At 57.4% G+C, this 21,695-nt stretch carries 20 protein-coding genes and 1 pseudogene; 9 read left to right on the top strand and 12 right to left on the bottom strand.

What is annotated here, in order from left to right; genetic code table 11:
- Positions 1–5: 5 nt before the first annotated feature.
- Positions 6–812 carry an SDR family NAD(P)-dependent oxidoreductase gene (locus C0Z16_RS30945; RefSeq protein ID WP_102635848.1) on the top strand — a complete coding sequence of 269 codons (807 nt, stop codon included), beginning with the start codon at positions 6–8 and terminating at the stop codon, positions 810–812.
- A gap of 106 nt (positions 813–918) precedes the next feature.
- Here the strand turns inward: C0Z16_RS30945 and C0Z16_RS30940 are convergent.
- Positions 919–1,335 (bottom strand): annotated as a pseudogene (locus tag C0Z16_RS30940) (tyrosine-type recombinase/integrase); the annotation flags it as partial.
- A 2-nt stretch (positions 1,336–1,337) separates the two neighbouring features.
- Here C0Z16_RS30940 and C0Z16_RS30935 point away from each other — a divergent pair.
- Positions 1,338–1,679 (top strand): transposase, encoded by a 342-nt coding sequence (locus C0Z16_RS30935; RefSeq protein ID WP_455430271.1) that lies wholly within the window; start codon positions 1,338–1,340, stop codon positions 1,677–1,679.
- A 496-nt stretch (positions 1,680–2,175) separates the two neighbouring features.
- On the opposite strand, the gene C0Z16_RS30925 is transcribed toward C0Z16_RS30935, so the two are convergent.
- The 10 genes from C0Z16_RS30925 to C0Z16_RS30880 all read right to left on the bottom strand — a co-directional run bounded on the left by C0Z16_RS30925 (position 2,176) and on the right by C0Z16_RS30880 (position 13,345).
- Positions 2,176–2,967 (bottom strand): SDR family NAD(P)-dependent oxidoreductase, encoded by a 792-nt coding sequence (locus tag C0Z16_RS30925; protein WP_102635846.1) that lies wholly within the window; start codon positions 2,965–2,967, stop codon positions 2,176–2,178.
- A 187-nt stretch (positions 2,968–3,154) separates the two neighbouring features.
- Entirely contained in the window at positions 3,155–4,135 is a 981-nt protein-coding gene (gene meaB, locus C0Z16_RS30920; protein WP_244201419.1) for a methylmalonyl Co-A mutase-associated GTPase MeaB, read from the bottom strand.
- Positions 4,136–4,149: 14 nt separating this feature from the next.
- On the bottom strand, positions 4,150–4,560 hold the full coding sequence (locus tag C0Z16_RS30915) for a cobalamin B12-binding domain-containing protein (RefSeq protein WP_102635844.1): 411 nt from the start codon (positions 4,558–4,560) through the stop codon (positions 4,150–4,152).
- Positions 4,561–4,566: 6 nt separating this feature from the next.
- A complete protein-coding gene (locus C0Z16_RS30910) occupies positions 4,567–6,237 on the bottom strand; it encodes a methylmalonyl-CoA mutase family protein (RefSeq protein ID WP_244201416.1) in 1,671 nt (556 codons plus the stop codon).
- 50 nt (positions 6,238–6,287) lie between these two features.
- Positions 6,288–7,682, bottom strand: a complete 1,395-nt coding sequence (locus C0Z16_RS30905; RefSeq protein ID WP_102635843.1) for an aromatic ring-hydroxylating oxygenase subunit alpha — start codon at positions 7,680–7,682, stop codon at positions 6,288–6,290.
- Positions 7,683–8,108: 426 nt separating this feature from the next.
- Complete coding sequence (locus C0Z16_RS30900; RefSeq protein WP_102635842.1) at positions 8,109–8,906, bottom strand: enoyl-CoA hydratase/isomerase family protein; 798 nt, start codon at positions 8,904–8,906, stop codon at positions 8,109–8,111.
- Positions 8,907–8,952: 46 nt separating this feature from the next.
- Positions 8,953–9,345: a Rieske (2Fe-2S) protein gene (locus C0Z16_RS30895; RefSeq protein WP_102635841.1), complete on the bottom strand. Its 393-nt coding sequence runs from the start codon at positions 9,343–9,345 to the stop codon at positions 8,953–8,955.
- Positions 9,345–10,964: an AMP-binding protein gene (locus C0Z16_RS30890; RefSeq protein WP_158244549.1), complete on the bottom strand. Its 1,620-nt coding sequence runs from the start codon at positions 10,962–10,964 to the stop codon at positions 9,345–9,347. Before C0Z16_RS30890 ends, C0Z16_RS30895 begins: the two co-directional genes overlap by 1 nt.
- A gap of 20 nt (positions 10,965–10,984) precedes the next feature.
- Entirely contained in the window at positions 10,985–12,184 is a 1,200-nt protein-coding gene (locus C0Z16_RS30885; protein WP_102635839.1) for an acyl-CoA dehydrogenase family protein, read from the bottom strand.
- 60 nt (positions 12,185–12,244) lie between these two features.
- Positions 12,245–13,345 (bottom strand): acyl-CoA dehydrogenase family protein, encoded by a 1,101-nt coding sequence (locus C0Z16_RS30880; protein ID WP_158244548.1) that lies wholly within the window; start codon positions 13,343–13,345, stop codon positions 12,245–12,247.
- Positions 13,346–13,725: 380 nt separating this feature from the next.
- Between C0Z16_RS30880 and C0Z16_RS30875 the strand changes: the two genes are divergently transcribed.
- The 3 genes from C0Z16_RS30875 to C0Z16_RS30865 all read left to right on the top strand — a co-directional run bounded on the left by C0Z16_RS30875 (position 13,726) and on the right by C0Z16_RS30865 (position 17,703).
- Complete coding sequence (locus tag C0Z16_RS30875) at positions 13,726–15,177, top strand: hydroxymethylglutaryl-CoA synthase family protein (RefSeq protein ID WP_102635837.1); 1,452 nt, start codon at positions 13,726–13,728, stop codon at positions 15,175–15,177.
- A gap of 12 nt (positions 15,178–15,189) precedes the next feature.
- Complete coding sequence (locus tag C0Z16_RS30870; RefSeq protein ID WP_102635836.1) at positions 15,190–16,386, top strand: acetyl-CoA acetyltransferase; 1,197 nt, start codon at positions 15,190–15,192, stop codon at positions 16,384–16,386.
- A 63-nt stretch (positions 16,387–16,449) separates the two neighbouring features.
- Positions 16,450–17,703: an acetyl-CoA hydrolase/transferase family protein gene (locus C0Z16_RS30865; RefSeq protein WP_102635835.1), complete on the top strand. Its 1,254-nt coding sequence runs from the start codon at positions 16,450–16,452 to the stop codon at positions 17,701–17,703.
- Between the two features lie 10 nt (positions 17,704–17,713).
- Here the strand turns inward: C0Z16_RS30865 and C0Z16_RS30860 are convergent, their stop codons facing one another.
- Positions 17,714–18,397, bottom strand: a complete 684-nt coding sequence (locus tag C0Z16_RS30860) for a nitroreductase family protein (RefSeq protein WP_102635861.1) — start codon at positions 18,395–18,397, stop codon at positions 17,714–17,716.
- Between the two features lie 320 nt (positions 18,398–18,717).
- On the opposite strand from C0Z16_RS30860, the gene C0Z16_RS30855 reads away from it, so the two are divergent.
- From C0Z16_RS30855 to C0Z16_RS30840, 4 genes are all read left to right on the top strand, one after another.
- Entirely contained in the window at positions 18,718–19,161 is a 444-nt protein-coding gene (locus C0Z16_RS30855; protein WP_102635834.1) for a nuclear transport factor 2 family protein, read from the top strand.
- A 159-nt stretch (positions 19,162–19,320) separates the two neighbouring features.
- Positions 19,321–19,833: an SRPBCC family protein gene (locus C0Z16_RS30850; RefSeq protein WP_102635833.1), complete on the top strand. Its 513-nt coding sequence runs from the start codon at positions 19,321–19,323 to the stop codon at positions 19,831–19,833.
- A gap of 71 nt (positions 19,834–19,904) precedes the next feature.
- Entirely contained in the window at positions 19,905–20,648 is a 744-nt protein-coding gene (locus C0Z16_RS30845; RefSeq protein WP_102635832.1) for a glucose 1-dehydrogenase, read from the top strand.
- Between the two features lie 132 nt (positions 20,649–20,780).
- Positions 20,781–21,689, top strand: a complete 909-nt coding sequence (locus tag C0Z16_RS30840; protein WP_102635831.1) for an LLM class F420-dependent oxidoreductase — start codon at positions 20,781–20,783, stop codon at positions 21,687–21,689.
- Positions 21,690–21,695 lie beyond the last annotated feature (6 nt).

The following is a 21,695-nucleotide window of genomic DNA, read 5'->3' as shown; positions in this document are numbered from 1 at the left end:
ATCCTATGAACACACTGGAAACGATCGCTACACGGCTGGCGAATACCTTTGGCCTGGAAGGCAAGACTGCCGTCGTGACAGGGGCAGCGTCCGGCCTCGGACGCACGACCGCCATGCTGTTTGCGGAACTGGGCGCCAATGTGGTGATCGCCGATCTGAATCTCGAAGCGGCGGAGATCACCGCTCAAGCAATCGCTGCACAGTGCGGCAGCGCGATTGCCGTGCACGCTGACGTGTCGGACGAGGCATCTGTAACGCAGCTGTTCGAACGTATCAGCACTCGTTTCAACGGCGTCGACATCCTCGTGAACAATGCCGCAGACCGATCCAAGGCGGAATTCTTCGACATGAGTGTTGCGCAATGGGACCGCATGCAAAACGTCACGCTTCGCGGTTCATTCCTTTGCTCCCGCGAAGCCATAAGGCGGATGCGCTCATCGGGCAATGGAGGGTCGATTGTCAATGTCTCGACGGTTGGCTCTGTTCGCACCACCCTATGGGGCGTGAACGCGCACTATGATGCCGCGAAGAGTGGTGTCGACAGCTTGACACGTACGCTTGCCGGTGAATTCGCCGCTGACAACATCCGTGTCAATTCGGTTCTTCCAGGCGGTATGTGCACCGAAGGTGGACAGAACATCAGCCATTCCTTCAACATTCGTGGACCTATGATCGGGCAACACCGCATTCCGCTTGGACGCATCGCGGATCCGCTTGAAGTCGCAAATGCCATTCTCTTTCTGGCGAGTCCCGCTTCAAGCTATGTGACCGGACAGCTGCTTGCAGTCGATGGCGGCTTTATGGTGAGCTGACGGGCTATGAACAGGGTGAGTGCAATTCCCTATCATAAGAATTGACGGTATGAAATTTCCGACGTTTATACCGAAAGCGCTATAAGCGACTTTTTCCCAACTACCGCTAGAGATCCCGTGAGCGAAATGCCTGATCGAACTGCCGGGCTCGCTGCACCTCGTCGCTGTGCAGATAGGTCGAAGTCGTCGAGATCGAAGCGTGCCTCAAGTTGTCCCGCACCATGATCAGTTCTGCGCCACGCGCGAGCGCGTGCGACGCATGCGTGTGCCGCATCCAATGCGGGCTCGCGCGCCGCAGCTTCTCTGCGGTCGCCGGTCGTTCGTCCTGGATCGCATCGGCCGCCAGCACGAAGAACCGTCGCATCACGCGCCAGAGCCGTGTGCTTTCGATGTGCGCATCATCGTCCTCGAGACTCACAACAAGCGGCGTCGCCGGGCTCCAGCGTTCCGGCGTGACTGGTAGGCCGCGCTGCAGAAGATATTGATCCAGCGCGGTTCGGGCCAGCGACGGCAGCGTGCAACGCAGTGCGAAGTGACGCCGCCGGCGATCTGATCGTCGACAACTACGCGACATACAAGCATCCGAGGGTCAGGGCGTGGCTGACCAGGCATACGCGCTACCCCATGCACTTCACGCCGACCTACTCAAGCTGGCTGAACCAGGTTGAACGCTGGTTTGGCCTGATTACGCAGCAGGCGATCCGGCGAGGGTTGTTCAAGAACGTGCGCCAACTCGTTACCAGCATTGAGCGGTATATCGAACAGTACAACCAGCACGGCCGGCCGTTCGTATGGACCGCGACTGCCGATTCAATTCTCCAGAAAGTGGCTCGGCTATGCAAAGTTATTTCTGCGACGGAACACTAGCATTTCTTTTACCACGGGTGAACGCAGTGCGAGTCTCATCGAGGTCATTCGGTATTATGCTTCCCGTCGAGCGGCTTCCCGTTGCGTATCGGACAGCGGTCATCATCGATGCACCACCCTACGCTGCCCGCGACGTCATTGGCAATCCTCCGTTCGTAGCGGCGGTGGCTGGACAACAGTAAAAAGCCCTTTCAGCGCCGCCGCAAACGACTGACTAAGCGAAGCATCGTTACATGTGGCCGCAGCATCTTCGCAGTACCTGACCAGATCCGGGGTGATGACGGCGCCAAACTCCGCAGCCATGACAAACCGGATAGCGGCGAGGCGGCAATGACCAAAGCGAATGCTTCGATCCAGCAGCCTTAGAGCGGCAGCCCTAGCCCCAACGCCCGCTTGCAGCGTGTTACCACAGCTGATTCCCAGCTTGATCGCCCGCGTCATATCGCGAACGTGCTGCCTTGACATTGCAATACCCTTATATACTCCGCGGGACGCGCTACGCCTGCATGCCGCCGTCGACAGCGAGTGATTGGCCCGTAACGAAGCGAGCGCGAGACGAGAGCAAGAACAGCGCAGCGTCGGCAATGTCGCGCGCCTCGCCCATAGTCCGCAACGGAATCCCCTTGGTGATCGCTGCAACGGCTTCCGGCGTCAGTTCATTGTCGATAGCATGTTGCCCCAAGCCGGCTCGGATCCATCCGGGTCCCACGCAGTTCGCTCGTACGCCATTGCGCCCCTCCTCCTTGGCAACGCCGCGCATCAACATCTCGATAGCGGCTTTGGGTGCGGCGGACTGTATATCCCTGACCGGCACACGCTCCACCGCTGCGGTGATGACTGCGAGATAAGCGCCGCGAGCTTTTCGTACATGCGGCAGCGTGGCATGAACTAGGTTGAAGCAGCCGTTGACGTCGACTGCTATAACTTTCGCCCAGTTCGACGGGTCAATGTCGCCAATCAATTCCATGTGGAGACCAGGCCCAGAAGCATAGACGACGGAGTGTAAAACCGAATGGCGCGATGCCACATCATTGACGAAGCGAGACACGTCTTCGGAATTCTCGATTGCGAGCGCCGCGATCTCCGCCTTTCGTCCCATTGCTGTGATCTGCCGTGCCACCTCCTCTGCAGCCTTTTTATTTCGACCGTACGTGAGGACAACATCGCTGCCCGCACGTGCCAGTGTGAGGGCAATCTCGCGGCCGATACCGCCACTTCCCCCAGTAACGATTGACACTCCTTCTTTGAATCGCGGCTCGTCGGCAAGCCAACTGGTTCCCGCTTCCATACTCCGCTCCAATCGATTGAGTTGCTCGAACTTTAAAAAAGCTACATACCCTCTGATGCGCATTCACACATTGTACGCTAGCATATCATCTTATGAAATGAACTCGCATGAAGGTGGTGCGAGTACTGACGGCCCGGATTAATAACGCTTGCAATGTGGAGCAAGCCTCTGAGTGATCGGCGTTCGGTCAATTTGAGTGGGAATCCCACGGCGCCAATTGCGTATAGAACATGAGATCGGAAAGCTCGTATGGGTCGATCTCGCGGTTCAACGCGTCGAGCAGTAGTTGGCGGTCACTCCCATGCCCGTCCAATTCTTGCGCGATGCGGCGTCCTATCATATCTTTGGCAATCTCAAAGGCGCGGGCGCGCAATTGAGTCAACGACAAGTCGCGCGCCGCCGCGGGGTTTGCAGCGAGGAAATCAAAACGACGCTCAATGTGTTCATACAACTCATCGACTCCCCGTCCCGTGGTAGCTTCCGTTGCAACGACACTGGGATACCACCCTTCCATCGTATTCCGGTCATCGCGGGAGTGGACCATCTCCTTGAGCGCGTTGACCATACGGTGGCTTCCTTCAACATCAACTTTGTTGACCACAAAGATGTCGCCGATTTCAAGGACACCGGCCTTGGACACCTGCGTTTCGTCGCCGCTTAAGGCAGTCTGCAAGAGAACAATGCATGAAGCGTGACGGATGATGTCCATCTCGCTCTGGCCTATGCCGACAGTCTCCACGATGATAATGTCCCGCCCCATTGCGTCCATGATGGTAAGAGCGTCACCTACCGCCGCCGACAGACCGCCGAGGGCACCTCGCGTCGCCATACTCCGGATGAACACGTTTGCGTCGGAGTCGTGTCGGCTCATGCGAACGCGGTCACCTAACAGGGCTCCGCCCGAGTGCGGACTAGAAGGGTCGACAGCCAAGACTCCAACTCTCTTTTCCTGTCGCCGATACTTTGCTATGAGTTGATCCAATAGCGTGCTTTTGCCCGCTCCTGGAGGACCAGTGATGCCAATAGTCCGCGCTCGGCCGCCGTAACGATAGAGTTCCTTCACAGTATCACGGACCGTTGGGTCTCGATTTTCAGCCCGCGTAATTAGCCGTGCAGCGACGCGTAGATCTCCCGACCGCACAGCGTCGACCTGTTCAGCGACGGTCATTTGTTCCAGTGCACTCATTGCACAGGCGGCAAGCATGCGCTATGCACAAACGCCAATATCTCTGGCGTAGTGGACCCCGGACCGAAAATTCCTGAGACGCCGAGCTTTCTCAACGGCTCGTGGTCATCAGGATGCACCAAGCCTCCCACCATCACTGGGACGTGGTCAACGCCGCGCGCACGCATTGCATCAATGAGCTCTTTTGCATAATGCAGGTAGGTGGCAATCGAGAAACTGATGCCGACAAGGTCCACGTCTTCCTGGATCACCGCATTGACCATGCCGTCCACAGTATTGTGCTCTCCCAGGTACACCACCTCAATGCCGTTATCCCGGAACAACTGGGCCAGCGTGCGGATTCCCTTTGTGTGCACATCGGTGCCGAGCATCCCAAGCAGGCAGCGGATTTTCCTTTCGCCGGTCATGTGTTCTCAGCTCCCGGTATAGGTAAAAGGTGATTCGATCACCCTGAACGGATCGTAAGGCAGTCCATTAGCCACACGCACGGTACCCCACACCTCGCCGATGGACGCATCAGCGATAAGCGCGTCAATCATAGCTTGGTGCGAGTTTTCTCGACGCTTGGCCACACGGTAGAGGACGTCGATTTTCCCGGCAAGCCGCCGCTGGTCACGACTGGCCTTCATTTCCTTGAACCGCTCCAGGTGGCTCACCATCATTTTCTGGTCGAAGGAAAAACGCTTGGGGGGCGGTTCGTCTTTGGGAATGAATGCATTTACGCCGACCTGTATCCGCTTCTTGTTATCCAGTTCCCGCTTCTGGTTGTAGTTGAACTCGTCCATCAATCCCTCGATGTATCCACCCTCGACAGCTTTGACCAGGCCGATAGCTTCGATCTCCTCCAACATCTTCATCGCGTCTGCTTCCACGAGGTTGGTCAGGCTCTCGATGTAGTAACTTCCTCCCAGCGGATCACCGACGCGCGCGGCACCTATTTCATGTGCCAGAATTTGCTGGGTGCGCGTAGCCAATTCCCGAGCTTCCTCAGTGGGAATGCAGACGGGTTCGTCGTATGTACAGGTTTCCACCGACTGCACCCCGCCCAGCAGTGCAGCCAGAGTCTGTACCGCGGCGCGAGAGAGGTTGTTAAGCGGCTGCTGGTAGACCAGGGAGCGACCGGAGGTATGACATGCAATGCGCAGCCTTTGCGCACGCGGATCGTTCGATCCGAAACGTTCCTTCATGGTGCGCGCCCAAATCCGTCGCAGGGCGCGAAATTTCGCTATTTCCTCAAAAAAATCTATATCCGATGGCGACACCCAAGCCATGCTTGGGCAGACCTGATCTGCCGACAAACCGCGTAGGGCCAAGTCCGTGAGCGTCTGATTGACAATGGCCATGCCTACAGCGATTTCGCCGGCTGCACCAAGGCCTCGCTCACGCATATCGTAAGCCTGCGGGCACCCCAAGGCCCAGCGAGGGCTATTCCTGACACTGTACTCAAGGCAATCCACCGTCGTGCGATGGCCTAGTTCCGCGGGAACAATCTTTTCGCTCCAGCCGGCGAGCCGAAGCTGCAGATGGTCAGGCATATGCGAGCCTTGTAGCTTCGCCATGTCCTTCCCCTGTTTCTGGGCCAGCGCCGCAACAAGCGGATACGTCATCATGGTGCTGTGCCACGCGACGTCTTGCTGCGTCACGTCGATGCCTCGCAGAAGCACCTCAACGTCGCGCACGCACGAGATAGAGCAACCCTCTTGACCAGCGTCGTTCGTCAGCGCCGGATGGTCAGCGTCGATTGCCTCCTGGCCCAAGGTATCCACGACGATGTTGATACCAGCCGTGCCCATTTGCAAAGCACGTTCAATTCCGCCGCGCGTATCTTCGGGTGCGCCGAATCCCACGATGTTGCGCAGTGTCCACATGCGGCTGCGGTACATCTGCGGATATGCACCTCGGGTATAGGGGTATTGCCCTGGATCGCCGAGATCGCGATCGTACTCAACGTTTTCGACATCCGCCGGACCGTAGCTGGCCTTCGTTTCAATGCCGCTCCACGTGGCAGTCCGGGACAGCTTGACCTCGACGTTCGCGATATTTTCTGCCAGAGACGCCGCACTGTTGCGGTCTTCAATACCCATTCACCGCTCCAAAATAAGCATTGCGCGTTGCAACGGCCGGCGCCGCCGGCTCATCGTTTTGCAGGATTGCGCCCCAGGTACGCATCTATCTCAGCCAAGTAGTGACGAATTCTCGATTCGGACTCGCTAAGCAGAGAGCCTTTGAAAGCACCACTGCGCAACCCAGCTTGAACCTGGGGCACGGTGACGGCGTCCTGAGCCAGTACGGCGCCCAACTCGACCAATTCCTTGGCGTGGACTCGTTTTGGGCGAACCGACCCATCCCATCCCGCGGGTCCGATCGCCTCAGGACCAAAGGAATTGATGTCGAAAACATGCTGTTTCGGATCACGGACCGGCAGCACCATCGTGTATACCTGATAGATGCTCTTATTCGGATCCGTTGGATGCGGTCGAAAGTTCTGGATCAACATCCCGTCTGAAAACACGTTAAGGGTGATGGTCGGAAAAATGTGGTAGTTCCAATCGTCGGTGAGTTGGTCATCGGTCAGCTTGGCAAAGTCTTCGGCATAGCCATTGCGCTCGGCCCACCTTTTGCGCGTGTCGACCATTGCCTTATGGTAGTCGCTTGCGCTCAGATGCCTGTAGTCCTCCGGGTTCCCGCCGTACAGGCCTATCATCGCTTCCAGGGCGGGGTGAACGTCCGCCCCGTCGGATACTCTGAGCCGGGAGGCGCCAAAGGTGATGATCATGCGGCTCATGCCGTTTTTATAAAGGTCGTACTGGGTTTCGGTCGTCGACGTAATAGGAACGATCTCTGGATGCGTTTGGTCCGCGTGGTAGAACTCAATGAAAGCTTCCAGCGCGGTCTTCCAGTTCGCATCCCAGTGCCATTCGATATCTTTTAGCACCCGCATTTTTTCAAGCGGATAGTTCTCGAGGTGTTCCGGAATCACATCGAGGTACTCAAGCAGCGGCACCGGCTCAGGATTCATCGTAATGAATACCAGCCCCTTCCAGGTTTCGCAAGGTACTTCGACCATGTCGGGGCGAACCGCCAGCACTTCTTTGCGGAAAACCTGCTCGTCGTGAATCTCTTTCAGGTTACCGTCCAGATTGAACTTCCAACCGTGAAAGGTGCATTGGAAATGCTCTGCGAGCCGCCCGAAATCGCGATGCACAAGTCGATTTCCGCGATGCGGGCAGACGTTGTAGAACGCCTGAACTCGATCCTTCGCTGTCCGGACAATGACGAAGGATTCCTTGCCGATGTCGTATCGGAAATAGTCACCCACCTCGGACACGTCCTGAGCGACACCTGCAAAAAGCCACACCTTCCGCCAGAGCTTGCTCCACTCGAGGTCTGCCTCTTCCTGCAAGTAGTAACGCCGCGGATCTGGCGCCTCCGTACCGTGGTCTAGATAGGGAGCTTTCCGGCCTGCCTGTCCCGAACTATCGTCTGGGTAAACGACATATCCAGTCTTAACGTCGTACGACGAATCCATGCCATGTCTCCTTTCTATGTCGTTGACCTGCCAAAAGCGCGGCCAACGCTGTAACAGAGTTCTCGCCCACTGAATGTGGCTAGGTGATCGACGCAACGCAACATAATATGCAAGCCATATCGTATTTATACATACCAACTACAGCTTGCGGCCAGTTGTCGATAATGTCAAGACCGTGGGTCCGCCGTAACGCCGCGCGGGCTGATGCGGCCGGGAGCCACGCCGATAATCACGCGCACGCATTGGCCGCCGCTGTCCTTGATGCTTGTCTATATGCATCCGTTGGCGAACCAGTCGATGCATTTGCGGACAACGGAGCGCCTGTTGGACCGATCAGCTACGCGGTCCGGATGTCACCTTGTAGGCATTGGGACCATCATCGCGAGTCCCATCCTCGGCCGCCGGCGCCGTCAATGCGTTACGCCCTCAAGTCTTTTTGCCCAGCTTGTCCCGCAGCGCGGCGACCAGACTGCGGAATTCATCGCCGAAAAAAAGGCTACTAGCCACGATTCGTTCGACGTTGCGAGCTTGCGCCCGATCAAGGTCGGCGCTTAGCTCAATGGCGAGTTTCGCTGCGCCGATAGCTTCGGCCGGCTGTTTCGCCAAGTTCATGCAGAAATCCCGCACCCGCGACCCGAATTCGTCATCCGCGTACACCTCATGAACCAGCCCGATGCGCTCGGCTTTGTCTGCATCCATCTGCAAGTTAGCCATGATGAACCAGCGTGCCCACTGAGGCCCGACAAGCCGCGTCATTCGGCTGGTGCCACCAGACCCGGGTATGTTGCCGAACGCAGTCTCAGGCAGACCATAGCGGGCGCTTTGCGCCGCGAGCCGAAAATCGCAGGATAGCGACATCTCTAGCGCACCGCCCAAGCAAGGACCGTGGTGAGCGACGACGATAGGCTTTTCAATCACCTCAAAACGATCCAGCAACGGATGCAGGCTGCCGCGCCCTTCCCGGTACCACTGGCGGAACGCTGTCGGGGTCGCCAGGTTCGGATCTGGGCCCAGTTCGCTGTTGAGATCGACGCCAGCACTGAAATACTTGCCTTGCGCCCGGATCAACATTACTCGCAGCGAAGGATCGGTGGCAAAGCGCTCCGTCTGCGCAATCAACGTATCGTACATCTCCCCGTTGATGGCGTTCAGTTTTGACGGGCGGTTGAACACCAACTCCAAAATTGCATCCGATTCGGAGACCAGCACAAGAGGTTCGTTCATGCAAATTCCCCGCAACTAGGTTAGGACTATCCTTAATCCTTCGGCTCTACGGCTCCGTACGCTTGTCCTTCTGTCTGTCGGCCAGGTATTCCATATGCCTTGCCATGCTAGTTTCCGGATGCGCGACGTCGACCAACACCTGGGAGTCAACCACTCGGCAGGGATAGCCACATAATGGAAAAACTGACGGCCCATCCAGCCGGCGACCGTCCCGAATGTCGAAACTGGCGCCATGATGGGGACAAACGATTTCATACTCCTGCATGATGGCTTTATCCATACGCAGATTTTGATGCGGGCAGTTATTAGCCACCGCAAACACCCGCTCTCCCACGCGGCAAAGTAGCAGGCTAACGCCCTCCACATCGAAGCACTTGAAGTTACCGTTCGGGAGCTCCGCGAATCGCGCGACGGCGAGCCATTGTTCCGGAACTTGCATTAAAGCGACCTATCCTTGACATGCTCAAGCCACAGATCGCGCAGGAGGAATTTCTGCACCTTACCGGAAGCGTTGGTGGGGAAGGCGTCGACCCTCATCCAGTGTCGCGGAATCTTGTGCCGGGCGATCTTGCCATCCAGAAAGGCCTCAAGGCTCTCACTGCTTGCCGTCGCACCAGGCTTCACGCGTATCGCGGCGGCAACTTGTTCTCCCCACCGCTCATCCGGGATCCCGAAGACAGCGACATCGGCTAGCTCTGGATGGCCAGACAGCAGATCCTCAATTTCGCGTGGATAGATGTTCTCCCCACCGCGAATGATCATGTCCTTGAGGCGACCGGTGACTCGAATGTATCCGTCGGGACGCATAACGCCCAAGTCGCCCGTGTGCAGCCAGCCGTTACCGTCAATCGTGGCAGCGGTCGCCTCTGGCATGCGCAAGTATCCCTTCATCAGAAAAGGACTACGCACGCATATCTCCCCGATTTCCCCTATGGGCAACGGCTCACCGCTTTCTGCATGGGCGATCTTCATTTCGCAGTTACTGATCGCTCGGCCGACGGAATTGCATAAGCGCTCTTCGGGTTCCCCGCGACAGGTTTGCGCCATCACGCCGCCCGCTTCCGTCTGACCGAAGATCACCCCAACGTCAACGTTGAACTCCTCTCGAATGCTCCGAACGATTTCAGGCGTGACGATGGTTCCGCCAGTCAGCATTAGCTCCAGGCTGGACAGGTCGAACTGACCAAATGTCTCATGCTCGAGCATATCCAAAACCATAGTAGGCACCACGGTCGTAATGGTGGCCCTGTACTCTTCAATGAGCCGCATCATAAGATCCGGTTTGAACTCGGGCATCATTACCTGTGTACCCAGGTTCGCGATGCAGCCCAGCGTTGCCGTCACGCTTCCCCCGACGTGGAACATCGGCAAGGTGGCCAGCCAGACGGCCCCGGTGTCCAGGCCGTAACGCGCCGTCGAGGCGCGGGCATTGTTAACCAGTGACTGATGCCTGTGCACAACCCCTTTCGGTTTGCCGGTGGTGCCGGACGTATAGAGAATGAGCACTGGGTCGTCGATATCGACCTGCGGCAATGGACGCGGACTATGCGCTTCGCCGAGAAATTCTTCCCAATCATCGAAGTAAGCGATGGTTCGAAGATGCCCTAGTTCGGCTCGCAGACAGTCGATTACCGCAGCGTTGTCCAAGCCTCGGAACGTTTGACTCATAACTAGGCCGGCAGCTTCGCTTTGGTGCAAGAAATAGCGCATTTCCTCCGTCCGGCAGGCCGGGTTGAGGGTCACCAGCACGACCCCTGCCAGTGCCGCACCTAATTGCAGTGAAACATATTCCGCCCGGTTGGACGCCCAGACTGCTAAACGCTCGCCGGGCGCGAAACGACGCAACAGACCTGCAGCAACCCGTTCGCTCTCGACGAGCAATTGCTGGTAAGTCCAGGTTCTGCCTTTCGGATGCGACCCACTTGGGATCTCGACCAATGCAAGTCGATCAGGTACCGTGCTCGCCGCATCACGGAAGAAGTCACCCACTGTTTTGTGGATGACTGGCAATTCGTTCGAGGCAGCCACATACGAATCAGTAAGAAGATGGTCAGTCATATCTGCGCAGATCGAGTTGGTCAACGCCGCAACAACGCGCCGGCAATGATATTGCGCTGGATTTCGTTTGAACCGCCGAATATGCTCCAGCATCGCCCGTACAGATAGCCGTAGTTGATCGCTGCCGCTTGCCGCCACGGCTCCGCGGCACCCAGCCCACCGTCTCTGCGACTGGCGGCGTCATAACATGCCCCATAGAGCCCGAGCAACTCCTGCCAGAACTCGGTCATCTGCTGCAGCAGCTCGGTGCTACGCACTTTCAGGACAGATGCTCCGATTCCGTCATCACGCCGAGCCTCCCATTCGTCGACGTAACGCCGCTCCACGGCAAGAAGAGCTGAGAGATTTGCCTCAATTTCCGCTAGTCGAGCTCGCATGAGGCTCCGCTCGACGTTCGATGTCCGAGCCACATAATGAGAAAAGGTATCCTTGATCTGTCGCATGAGCCGGACCCTGCTTCCGGTATCCGCGATTGACGTCCTCTCGCGCGACAAGAGAAACTTTGCCAGTTTCCAGCCCTCGCCCTCGACACCAACAAGGTTTTCGCGGGGTACGCGGACACTGTCGAAAAATACTTGATTCGTGTGATGCTCCCCGTCAAGGGTCACAATTGGTTCAACCACAATGCCGGGTGTCCGCATGTCGATCAGCAGGAAGCTGATCCCCTGCTGTTTTTTGCCGGTTCTGTCGGTACGCACAAGGCAATGCATCATGTCAGCCCAATGCGCTTCGGTCGTCCACATCTTCGTGCCGTTAACGACGTAGTGATCGCCGTCGACCACAGCTGACGTCGATAGCGACGCCAGGTCCGACCCGGCATTGGGTTCCGAGTACCCTTGGCACCACCAGACATCGCTGCTGAGAATACCCGGGAGATATTGACGCTTCTGCTCCTCAGTACCGAAGGTGTACAGTACGGGGCCGACCATATTGACGCCATAGGGGATAATCATGGGCGCCGCATTCAAAGCACACTCCTGCAAAAATGCGTGCTCTTTTCGCAATGACCAGTCTTGCCCCCCGAATTCGGAAGGCCAAGCTCCCGCAAACCAACCGCGGCGCTGCAGTAGTTTCTGCCAGCCGACGTAATCAGATTTTTCGAGGTAAAGCCCATTCTCTATTTTGTGTTTCGTCTCCGCTGCGAGTTCAGAGCACACAAACTCACTGACCTCGTGCCGAAACTCAATCTCGTCGAATCCTGAAGCTGCATCGCCTTCCATCTCCACCCTCCGATGTTTTGTATTGCCTGGATCCGCTCCGTGAGCAAAACCGGCGCACCACTATGTTCGCAACGGCACCTCCTCATCGACCCAAGCGCGTATCAGGCGTGTCAGGACCACAAGCCTTGCATTGCAGTGGCTTACGATTAGCTCGTCGGTAACACCCATGCCGCCATGCATCTGGATGGCTTCATGACCGATCAGTCGCGCCGCGCGCTCCACCACCGACGCTGCGGCAAAACGAAGCCATGCTTGATCCTCTGAAGTTCCTTCGTCGATACTTATTGCAAGCTCGCGTGCAATTGCCTGCGCTTCTATGAGACGCATGTGCATGTCAGCAAACCGGTGCTGCAACGCTTGAAACGTCCCGATAGCGACGCCGAACTGAACTCGCGTGCGCAGATATTCCCCAGTGTTTTCCACAAGCATAGCCATTACGCCCACTGCATCAGCGCAGTAGGCGCTGACTGCTCGTAGGCTTGCGAGGCGCAACGCCTGGCAAGCCGCGTCTCCTTCGATCCATACGCCTGACGAAGGAATAGTCGCCTCATCGAAACTAACGTCTGCAGCAGGCCTGCCATCCATAAGCCGATAGCCAGAAATGGACGCGGAAATTTCGCGCCGGGGCACCCTGAGAACCGCTGGAATTCCATCGGCGTCAACCGCTGCGAGAAGCCAAAAGTCCGCTTGCTCTGCGAACGGAACCACGCACGATGTGCCGGATACCCGATAGCCGCCAGGGATCTTCCGGTATGCCAACTCGCCCGGCAGACCGGGCCGCCCACCCAGCGTCATCGTTACGCTGCTGCCGTCAATCACTCGGGTAATCGCCTGCTCGCGCTGTTGTACGTCTTGGCGGGCAGCAAGAATGCCCCCCGAGATTATCGCTGCCTCAACGAATGGTTCGAATACCAAGCCGCGAGCGAGTACGACCAATGCGTCAGCAACATCGACACTCGCTCCGCCCAAGCCACCAAAAGCCTCGTCAAACGGCAGACCGAGCACGCCGAGCTCGGCCAGCAACGGCCAGTGCAGCAAGCAGTCAACCTCCCGCTGTTTCAGTCGCTGATGCCGTGCCGTCGGTTCATACGATTCCGTAATGAAGCGGCGCAGCGTATTTTCAATGATGCTCTTCGATTCGAGATCCAACGCAAGACTCATGACCACCTCAGAAAGTGACGCCGAAACGCCGTGCGGTTCAGATCGACGCGATCCCAGACGAACCAAACTACCGAGGGAACTACTCCCGTTCGGAAGCCTACACCGTGCAATCGGAGCAAGGAACATCCGGTGCGTTTGCATTGTCAGCGGCCCTCGCACTGCGCATCACGGACGCCGTAACCCTCGCGTACCTTCGGTGCGCACCGCAAATGGTTCGCAAGCATACTATATCTGACCTCTTGCGATGTAAAGCCCGGACATAACCCTGGCTGTCTGTTCATCGCCCAGTCGAATTGATCTTTACCGTCCCCTAGTGTATCGTATTCATGCATACTTCTTTCGCTGAACCTAGTGACCAACGTGAAGGGCGACAAGTGCCGATGAACAACACCTATGGAATAACCGGCTTCGGAGGCTACATTCCGCGGCTCCGAATGCAGCGGGCCGCCATCGCCGCAGCGCACAAATGGATGGCACCGAACCTCCGCTCCCTGAGCAAAGGGCAGCGAGCATTTTGCAGCTGGGACGAAGACGCTGTAACGATGGCAGTCGAGGCCGCTCGAGACGCCCTTGACACGAAGTCAACGTCCCGCTTTGTCGCTGTGTCTATGGCGTCGACCACGATGCCGTTTGCTGATCTACAGAACTCGGCCATCGTCGCAGGCGCCCTCGGACTCCCTTCTGGCGCACGGACCATGGATGTCGGTCATTCGCAGCGTGCAGGTACTTCTGGGCTCCTCGCGGCCTTGCAGTCAACATCAGGGCCCGCCCTTTTTGTTGCAAGCGATCGCCCTCGCGGCAAGCCAGCCAGCACTCAGGAAATTAGCTATGGCGCTGGCGCCGCAGCCTTTATGCTCGGCAGCGAAGGCGTTCTGGCGCGAGTTATCGGCTCATCCAGTTGTAACGCGATGTTTGTCGACCGGTTTCGCGCGGCAAACGCCAAATACGATTATGTTTGGGAGGAGCGCTGGATCCGGGACGAAGGCTATGCGAAGCTGGTCCCCGAAACGGTAAATGCCGCACTGGAGCAAGCGGGCGTCTCAGCAGGACAGGTCGACCATTTTATTTTGGCGACGCCGATGAAAGGCATCGCGGCCATGGTTGCCAAGCGTCTCGGCATTCCCGCCGAAGCAGAGGCCGACAATCTCAACGAAAACTGCGGTTTCAGTGGCACTGCCCACGGGTTGCTCATGCTGGCCCACGTGCTCCAGCACGCCAGTCCCGGTGAGGTCATCGTATTAGCCAGCTTCGGCCAAGGCGTTGACGCGCTGGTTATCAAGACGACAGACGCGTTGAAGTCGTTTTCGCCCCGGCGCGGCATTAGCGGCGCTCTGGACGATGCACAATCTCACGATGACTATTTACGTTTGCTCTCATACGATGAAGCAATCGAATTGGAATGGGGCATGCGCGGCGAGAAGGTGCTCAAGACAGCCCTAACTGAGCAGTATCGCTCGAATTTCCAATTGGCCCACTTCATGGCGGGCAAGTGTTCTAAATGCGGGACCGTCCAGTTCCCCCAACTGGCCTACTGCGTGAACGCTTCATGCAGCGCACCAAGCGCCGACTTCGAACAGCTATCGTTGGTTGACGAGAAGTGCCGTGTGCTCACCTTTACTGCCGATTGGCTCTCGTATCATCCGGCACCGCCCCTCTACGTGGGTTTCACGCAGTTCGAGAACGGCGCCCGCCTGCTGACCGAGACAGTCGATGTCGGTACCTCTGGGCTCGAGGTCGGCACGCCACTGAAGGTCGTCTTCCGAATCAAAGACGTAGACAAAGACCGGGGCTATCCGCGTTATTTCTGGAAAACCTCACCGGTGCGTGCATAACAGGAGCAAGACATGGCATCTGGCATCAAAGACAAGGTGGCAATCCTTGGCATGGGCTGTACGCAGTTCGGCGAACGCTGGGACGTCGGCACGCACCAGCTAATGGCTGAAGCTTTCGAAGAAGGTTTGGCCGACGCTGGTATCGAACGAAAGATGATTGACGCTGCGTGGTACGGCTCCTGTCTTGATGAGATCAACGTAGGAAATTCGTCGATTCCCGCGTCGCTAGCTTTGCGTCTCGAAGGTATTCCGGTCAGCCGCATGGAAAACATGTGTGCGACAGGTACAGAGGCGTTACGCGGTGCTGTCTATGCCGTCGCGTCCGGCGCAGTTGATATCGCTCTCGCGATTGGCGCCGAAAAGTTGAAGGACACCGGCTACGGTGGCCTTCCCGCGCCTTACAAGGGAACGCTGAACGACCTCTGGTTGCCGCTAGGCTCCGCACCAGCCGGTTTCGCGCAGTTAGCGGCGGGATATCGCAGCAAGCACGATGTTTCTCAGGAAGATCTGAAGAGAGCGATCGGCCACGTATCGTGGAAAAGCCACCAAAACGGCGTAAAAAGCCCTAAGGCACATATCCGCAAGAAGATAACGATGGACCAGATTCTCGGCGCGCCGATGATCGCCGAGCCACTCGGGTTGTTTGACTGCTGTGGCGTTAGCGATGGTGCCGCTTGCGCGATAGTAACTACGCCCGAGATCGCCCGGTCACTGGGCAAGCGGGATCTGGTAACGGTCAAGGCGATCCAACTTGCAAGTAGTTCTGGTATCGAATCGCACACGACGCAGTGGGATGGCAGCCATGTCCGGACAACGCGGCACGCGGCTCGGCGCGCTTATGAGGAGGCTGGCATTACGAAGCCGCGCGAGCAGTTGAGCCTGATGGAGGTTCACGACTGCTTCTCGATTACCGAGCTAGTGACGATGGAAGACCTGTTCGTCTCGGAGGAAGGCCGGGCTGTCACCGACGTCCTCGATGGCTTCTACGATGCAGATGGAGGTGTGCCTTGCCAGATCGACGGTGGCCTAAAGTGCTTCGGCCACCCGATCGCCGCATCGGGACTGCGCATGGCATACGAGATCTACAATCAACTGCTGCATCGTGCCGGAGAACGGCAGTTGGCCAATCCAACTGTCGGACTAACTCATAATCTGGGTGGCGTCCCGTATCTCGGTGTCGCAGCGATCTCTATTCTCGGTCTTCTCTAATGACCTGCGTCACTGGCTTGCCGCGGGCTAGCGGCAAGCGGTGCGCGAGCTGGTACAACAATCATGGCTGAGTACATCGCGGAGGCGGCGCTTGCCCAATTGGTCAAGCCGCACGATCATATATTCATTCCCGGTTCAAGCGGCGAACCGTCAGCTTTTATGTCAGCGTTGCTGTGTGAGTCCGACGGTACAAAGGATCTGCGTATATTGACAAGCTACGTTCCGGGAATCAACAAGCTGGAGATCGACAGGTTCGCGCCCACGGCAAGCGTTAGTGGCTTGTTCATGCAGCCAGGGTTGCGTGATGCGCAGCGCGACGGGCGCTATCGTTTTCTTCCAATCACGTATGCCGGGTTCGTCCGCCACCTTCAGGAAAATGTTGAACTGGACCTGATTGTCATCCAGACGTCGCCGCCAGACGATGATGGCTTGTGTTCCCTCGGGCCGGCAGTGGAATTTGCTCCCACCGCGGTAAAAAAAAGCCGCCGCATCCTCGGCTTGCTCAACCATCGCACACCGCGCGTCCGCGGAGCCGTCAAAATTCCATACTCCCACTTCGATTATGTATGCGAGGTTGACTCAGAGCTGCCGGAATACACCACTACGCTCGATGACAGCTCGATATCCGTCGCACGCAACGTTGCCTCTCTGATAGATGATGGATCGATCGTTCAGATTGGGCTGGGCAGAGTCCCAGCCGCCCTATCCCTACAGCTTAGCGACCGTCGCAAACTGCGGTTTCATTCGGGCATGCTCTCAGACGGTTTGATTGACCTCGTGAAGGCGGGAGCAGTGGATGAAGATTGCATCCACAGTTGCTGTGTGCTCGTCGGAAGCGAATCGCTCTATCGATGGGCAGCCGACTACGGAGCGCTTCAGGTTGTGGGTTGCGAAGTTACGCATAACCTTCAGACTTTGTCCGCTCAAGACCGTTTCATCTCAGTCAATTCGGCCCTGGAAGTGGACTTGTTTGGACAATGCAATCTCGAGCACGCAGACGGCCGCTCTGTCAGCGGGCCTGGCGGCGCGCCGGACTTTGCGCGCGGAGCACGCCTTTCCAATGGCGGAAGAAGTATCGTCGCGCTTTGTGCCACTCACAGCGCGGGCACAGCGTCGCGCATCGTCCCGCGGCTGGGCGAGCGATCGATCGGGACTCTCTCCCGAGTCGACGTCGACTACGTGGTAACAGACTTCGGCGTCGCACGGTTGGTCGGTGCAAGCGTCCACGAGCGCGCGAAAGCCCTTGTCGCTATTGCGGCACCCGAGTTTCGTGAGGACCTATCGCGCTCGTGGCGGGATATTGCCGCCTGGCTTTAACTTCTCCAGCTCAAGTACCGCTGCTTCCAGTGCCGCCGCTGCGAAAGAACACCGTGACGTCGCGAATTGAGCGCCGCATAAACGGCTTCGGATCTGCCGAGGGGTAGCCCAGAGTGACCATTCCTTGCGCTTGCCAGTGCGCTGGCAAGCCAAGAACCTGGCCAATCACGTCAGGACAAAACAATGGGGCGCATAGCCAACACCCGCCCAAGCCAACGGCATGGGCAGCCAGCAGAAGGTTGGCGCCGGCCATCGCTGTACTTTGTACCGCCATTAGATGTTCGCAACGACTCCGGACTGGGTCCGGATAAACGTCCATGTCTTCCATTGTCATGCAGACAACAACGATCACCGGAGCGGATACGATTCGCGCATAGGATCGCTCGACGTCCCGCTCGACGTCGCCTTCGTCATCACCATCCCGTAGACGGTCGATGCGCAGACGCTCGCCCATGGACGTCGCCAACGCCGCCTTTCGGTCGAAAGAATCGATCACCGCGAACCGCCAAGGTTGCCTGTTGTGCGCAGACGGCGCAGCAATTGCCGCTCGAAGTAGGTCCTCAACCGTTTCCGGGTCAACCGCATCTGCCTTGTATCGCCGCACTGATCGTCGGCCGGAACCCGAAAGTGCCGCAGAAGCCACAGCGACGGGTGGGTATGCAATTGTCAACTTCTGTCCTTTGGCTGAGCCCATCCTCGGATCAATCCAGAGCCCTTTAAGTAGGCACCAAATCATCACCGGAGAACGGGCAGTAACCACAACATGACACAAGATCAAGTACTGGAACATTGCCTTGACGCAATGAGCGACCGGAGTATAGTATTGAAGCATATCATATGCAATGACTATGCAGGACCCTTGGCTGCTGTGCTTGGCAGTGGACGACGTTTCATAGTCGGCGGTCGCCGGATTCGCGAATTGGGCTGTAGCAGAGAAAATCGGCTCGTACCGCGGCCCCCTCTGCACCACCGGGGGCAACTCTCACCTCCACTTAACCTGTTGCAGAGGTTCCAATGAACGTAGAAGATCGCTTGGAGATTCAGGAACTCAACCACCGGTACGCTTATTTCGTGGATTGCTTTGAGATCGATGAATGGGTCAGGGTATTCGCGCCCAACGCAATCTTCGACGAGCGCGAATTTGGCAATGATCTTTTTGTGGGGCACGACGCCATCCGACGCTACGGTCATGACATTGTGGCGGTTACACAGCATGCGGTACATCTGATGAGCAACCACATTATTTGGTCCCACGACTTTGACACAGCTCGCGGGACGGTCTTCGGTCTCGTGGAGGCACTCAGCAAGCGTGGTGAGCGCACCCGCTATCAGGTCAGGTACGAAGACGAGTATGTGAAGATCGCTGGCTCCTGGAAGATCGGGAAGCGAATACTGCGCAAGACGTTCCCGCCGGAAACGGTCAATGCGCAACTGCCCGCGGAAGGATCGAGTCGTTGAGCGGTAGAAACAATTCAAGCAATCAACCGTGCGCCGCCAGCATTACCCTGGCGGCCCTTGCCGACAACTCTCCATGAGAAGAGAGATTAGTGGCCCATCATCCACCAACTTTTCGACTGTTTATATCGGAATGAAGTGGTCTCAATAAGGAGGTTTCTAATGTCTAACGTACAAAGAGGCTCTGGCAAGCGAGAGGGAATCATCGAGAGCAACGTCGAGCCGCTCTGGCAATTGCTCACCGATTGGGGAAACATGGATTGGTGGGGCAACGAGCTAGAAGACGGAGGCATGAAGGCCCATAAGACGTATCTTGAGGGTGAAAAAGGACAGGTTCCACGTACCAAGGTGATCGAGCGATCAAATGCCGACGGCGCCAAACTTCCCGTGGTGAATCGCGAGACGCTGCTTCACGAAGATCCGGTGGCGCACCGGCTCTACTACAACGCGAGCGACGGCTTTCTACTCGGCGCGCGGAACTATCTCGCTTCATGGAGTCTCGATCCGCTCTCTCAAGAGCGTTGCCGCATGACGATCACGTCGACCTTCGACGTTCTTGAGCCGGGCAACGTGGATGTGGTGCGCGACACGCTCGAAGCAGTTTATGAGGCGATTTTCAACGGGCTCAACCACTACCTCTCGAAGCGCAGGGCAGCGCAGACAGGAGTCCGCTGACTGCCGTCGCAATGGGCGCACGACGACGCCCAACATATATCAAAGCAACAAGTCCATTCAAGGAGGCCAACATGGGCCGAGTGAGCGGCAAGGTCGCTATCGTAACAGGCGCCGCGCGAGGCATGGGCGCCGCGCATGCGCGCCGGTTGATCGAGGAAGGCGCAAAAGTCATGTTGACCGACGTGCTCGACGCGGAAGGCGAAGAGACCGCTGCCTCGCTGGGAGAAAGCGCGCGCTATCTCCACCACGATGTGACTAAGGAAGATCAATGGCAGCGCGTTGTCGGCGAGACCGAGGAAGCGTTTGGCCCTGTGTCCGTGCTAGTCAACAACGCTGGCATCGTCGCCCACAGTCCGATTGAAGTCATGGAAGAACGTGACTACCGCCGGGTGATCGATGTCAATCAGGTCTCCGTTTTTCTCGGCATGAAGTCGGTCATTGCTTCAATGAAGCGCGCTGGCGGAGGGTCTATCATCAACATCTCGTCTGTCGCGGGTCTGTTCGGCGCCGCGGAGGTGCTTGCGTACACTGCCTCGAAATTTGCGGTGCGCGGCATGAGCAAATCAGCTGCCATCGAGTTGGCGCCATATAACATCAGGGTCAACTCAGTCCATCCAGGTTTGATCAGTACTCCGATGACCGTCTCGACGCCGGAATCTGAAGCGAGTACCGCTCAATTTATCGCCGCGACTCCCGCCGGTCGGCCGGGCGAGCCCGACGAGGTCGCCAATGTAGTTCTGCTTCTAGCCAGCGATGAATCGCGCTTTTCGACGGGCGCCGAATTTATCGTCGACGGCGGGATCAGTTGCCAATGAACTGTCGAATGCTTGGGCGAGCTCGGGCCGCCCTACCAACCACTTTGCCTGGTCTTGTGCCTTCGAACCACAGCTTGCTCTCAAGACGTTGGGCAGGAGGTTCGAGAATGAAGGACGACTCGCGGCGAATAGTTGTCACTGGACCAAAACCTCCGCGTCGACAACCAAACGGACGGCGAAATGAAGTACGGAATAAGCTGCAGCACACTGCTGGGTCTCTCCCCCAGTGCCGATGACGTTGTGCGTTTTGCACAGGAAGCCGAGAGGATCGGTTTTCATTCAATCCAGTTGGGAGATCATGTACTGGGTCCCGAAGAATTCGACGCATCCGCCTACCCTGCTGGTGTGTTCGACCCCAGATGGCCTTGGTACGATCCGCTCGTCCTACTGGCCTCGATCGCCGGCGCCACCAAAAGCGTCCGCCTTGCGACAGGAATTGCGGTCTTGGGCTACCGCCCGCCCATTCAACAGGCTCAGGCTGTGGCCACTCTGGATTTTGTCAGCGGCGGGCGCTTCAGCTACGGCGTTGGTATTGGCTGGATGCGTGAAGAATTCGAGGCGCTCGGGGTTCCGTTTGCGCAGCGCGGCCAACGTGCCGACGAATACCTCGACGTCATGAAGCTGCTATGGTCGGGAAGCGGGCAGGCGTTCCGTGGCAAGTTCATCGATTTTACCGGCGGACGCCTCAACCCCCTGCCGGTACAAAAGCCCCATCCGCCAATCATCGTCGGAGGGGAAACGCCACCCGCCCTCAGGCGCATTGCGAAATATGGAGATGGATTCCAGATAAATTGGAAAACGTTCCCAGAATTCAAGCGCATTCTCGACGAACTCACCACGATCATGGCGGATAGCGGCCGGCAGCTTTCGGATCTGTATAAACAACTGGCCGCGACGAACATCGAACTTGTCCAGGCGGAGAAGGACAATCTCCCCAACTATGAAGCGCTAGGCCTGGATGAAATTATTTTCTGTCCCGCCTGCTATTCCGTTAGCGAGGGGTTCCACACGATGAGAAAGTTCGCCAGTGAGTTTTTCTGATTTCAA

The sequence above is a fragment of the Paraburkholderia rhynchosiae genome (genome assembly GCF_002879865.1).
Classification (GTDB): Bacteria; Pseudomonadota; Gammaproteobacteria; order Burkholderiales; family Burkholderiaceae; genus Paraburkholderia; species Paraburkholderia rhynchosiae.
This window is presented reverse-complemented; position numbering and strand designations above follow the sequence as displayed.

Excerpts from the sequence above, each read along its gene's own strand:
- C0Z16_RS30945 (WP_102635848.1), top strand. The coding sequence starts at position 6 with ATGAACACACTGGAAACGATCGCTACACGGCTGGCGAATACCTTTGGC.
- C0Z16_RS30925 (WP_102635846.1), bottom strand. The coding sequence starts at position 2,967 with ATGGAAGCGGGAACCAGTTGGCTTGCCGACGAGCCGCGATTCAAAGAA.
- meaB (WP_244201419.1), bottom strand. The coding sequence starts at position 4,135 with ATGACCGTCGCTGAACAGGTCGACGCTGTGCGGTCGGGAGATCTACGC.
- C0Z16_RS30915 (WP_102635844.1), bottom strand. The coding sequence starts at position 4,560 with ATGACCGGCGAAAGGAAAATCCGCTGCCTGCTTGGGATGCTCGGCACC.
- C0Z16_RS30910 (WP_244201416.1), bottom strand. The coding sequence starts at position 6,237 with ATGGGTATTGAAGACCGCAACAGTGCGGCGTCTCTGGCAGAAAATATC.
- C0Z16_RS30905 (WP_102635843.1), bottom strand. The coding sequence starts at position 7,682 with ATGGATTCGTCGTACGACGTTAAGACTGGATATGTCGTTTACCCAGAC.
- C0Z16_RS30900 (WP_102635842.1), bottom strand. The coding sequence starts at position 8,906 with ATGAACGAACCTCTTGTGCTGGTCTCCGAATCGGATGCAATTTTGGAG.
- C0Z16_RS30895 (WP_102635841.1), bottom strand. The coding sequence starts at position 9,345 with ATGCAAGTTCCGGAACAATGGCTCGCCGTCGCGCGATTCGCGGAGCTC.
- C0Z16_RS30890 (WP_158244549.1), bottom strand. The coding sequence starts at position 10,964 with ATGACTGACCATCTTCTTACTGATTCGTATGTGGCTGCCTCGAACGAA.
- C0Z16_RS30885 (WP_102635839.1), bottom strand. The coding sequence starts at position 12,184 with ATGGAAGGCGATGCAGCTTCAGGATTCGACGAGATTGAGTTTCGGCAC.
- C0Z16_RS30880 (WP_158244548.1), bottom strand. The coding sequence starts at position 13,345 with ATGAGTCTTGCGTTGGATCTCGAATCGAAGAGCATCATTGAAAATACG.
- C0Z16_RS30875 (WP_102635837.1), top strand. The coding sequence starts at position 13,726 with ATGAACAACACCTATGGAATAACCGGCTTCGGAGGCTACATTCCGCGG.
- C0Z16_RS30870 (WP_102635836.1), top strand. The coding sequence starts at position 15,190 with ATGGCATCTGGCATCAAAGACAAGGTGGCAATCCTTGGCATGGGCTGT.
- C0Z16_RS30865 (WP_102635835.1), top strand. The coding sequence starts at position 16,450 with ATGGCTGAGTACATCGCGGAGGCGGCGCTTGCCCAATTGGTCAAGCCG.
- C0Z16_RS30860 (WP_102635861.1), bottom strand. The coding sequence starts at position 18,397 with ATGGGCTCAGCCAAAGGACAGAAGTTGACAATTGCATACCCACCCGTC.
- C0Z16_RS30855 (WP_102635834.1), top strand. The coding sequence starts at position 18,718 with ATGAACGTAGAAGATCGCTTGGAGATTCAGGAACTCAACCACCGGTAC.
- C0Z16_RS30850 (WP_102635833.1), top strand. The coding sequence starts at position 19,321 with ATGTCTAACGTACAAAGAGGCTCTGGCAAGCGAGAGGGAATCATCGAG.
- C0Z16_RS30845 (WP_102635832.1), top strand. The coding sequence starts at position 19,905 with ATGGGCCGAGTGAGCGGCAAGGTCGCTATCGTAACAGGCGCCGCGCGA.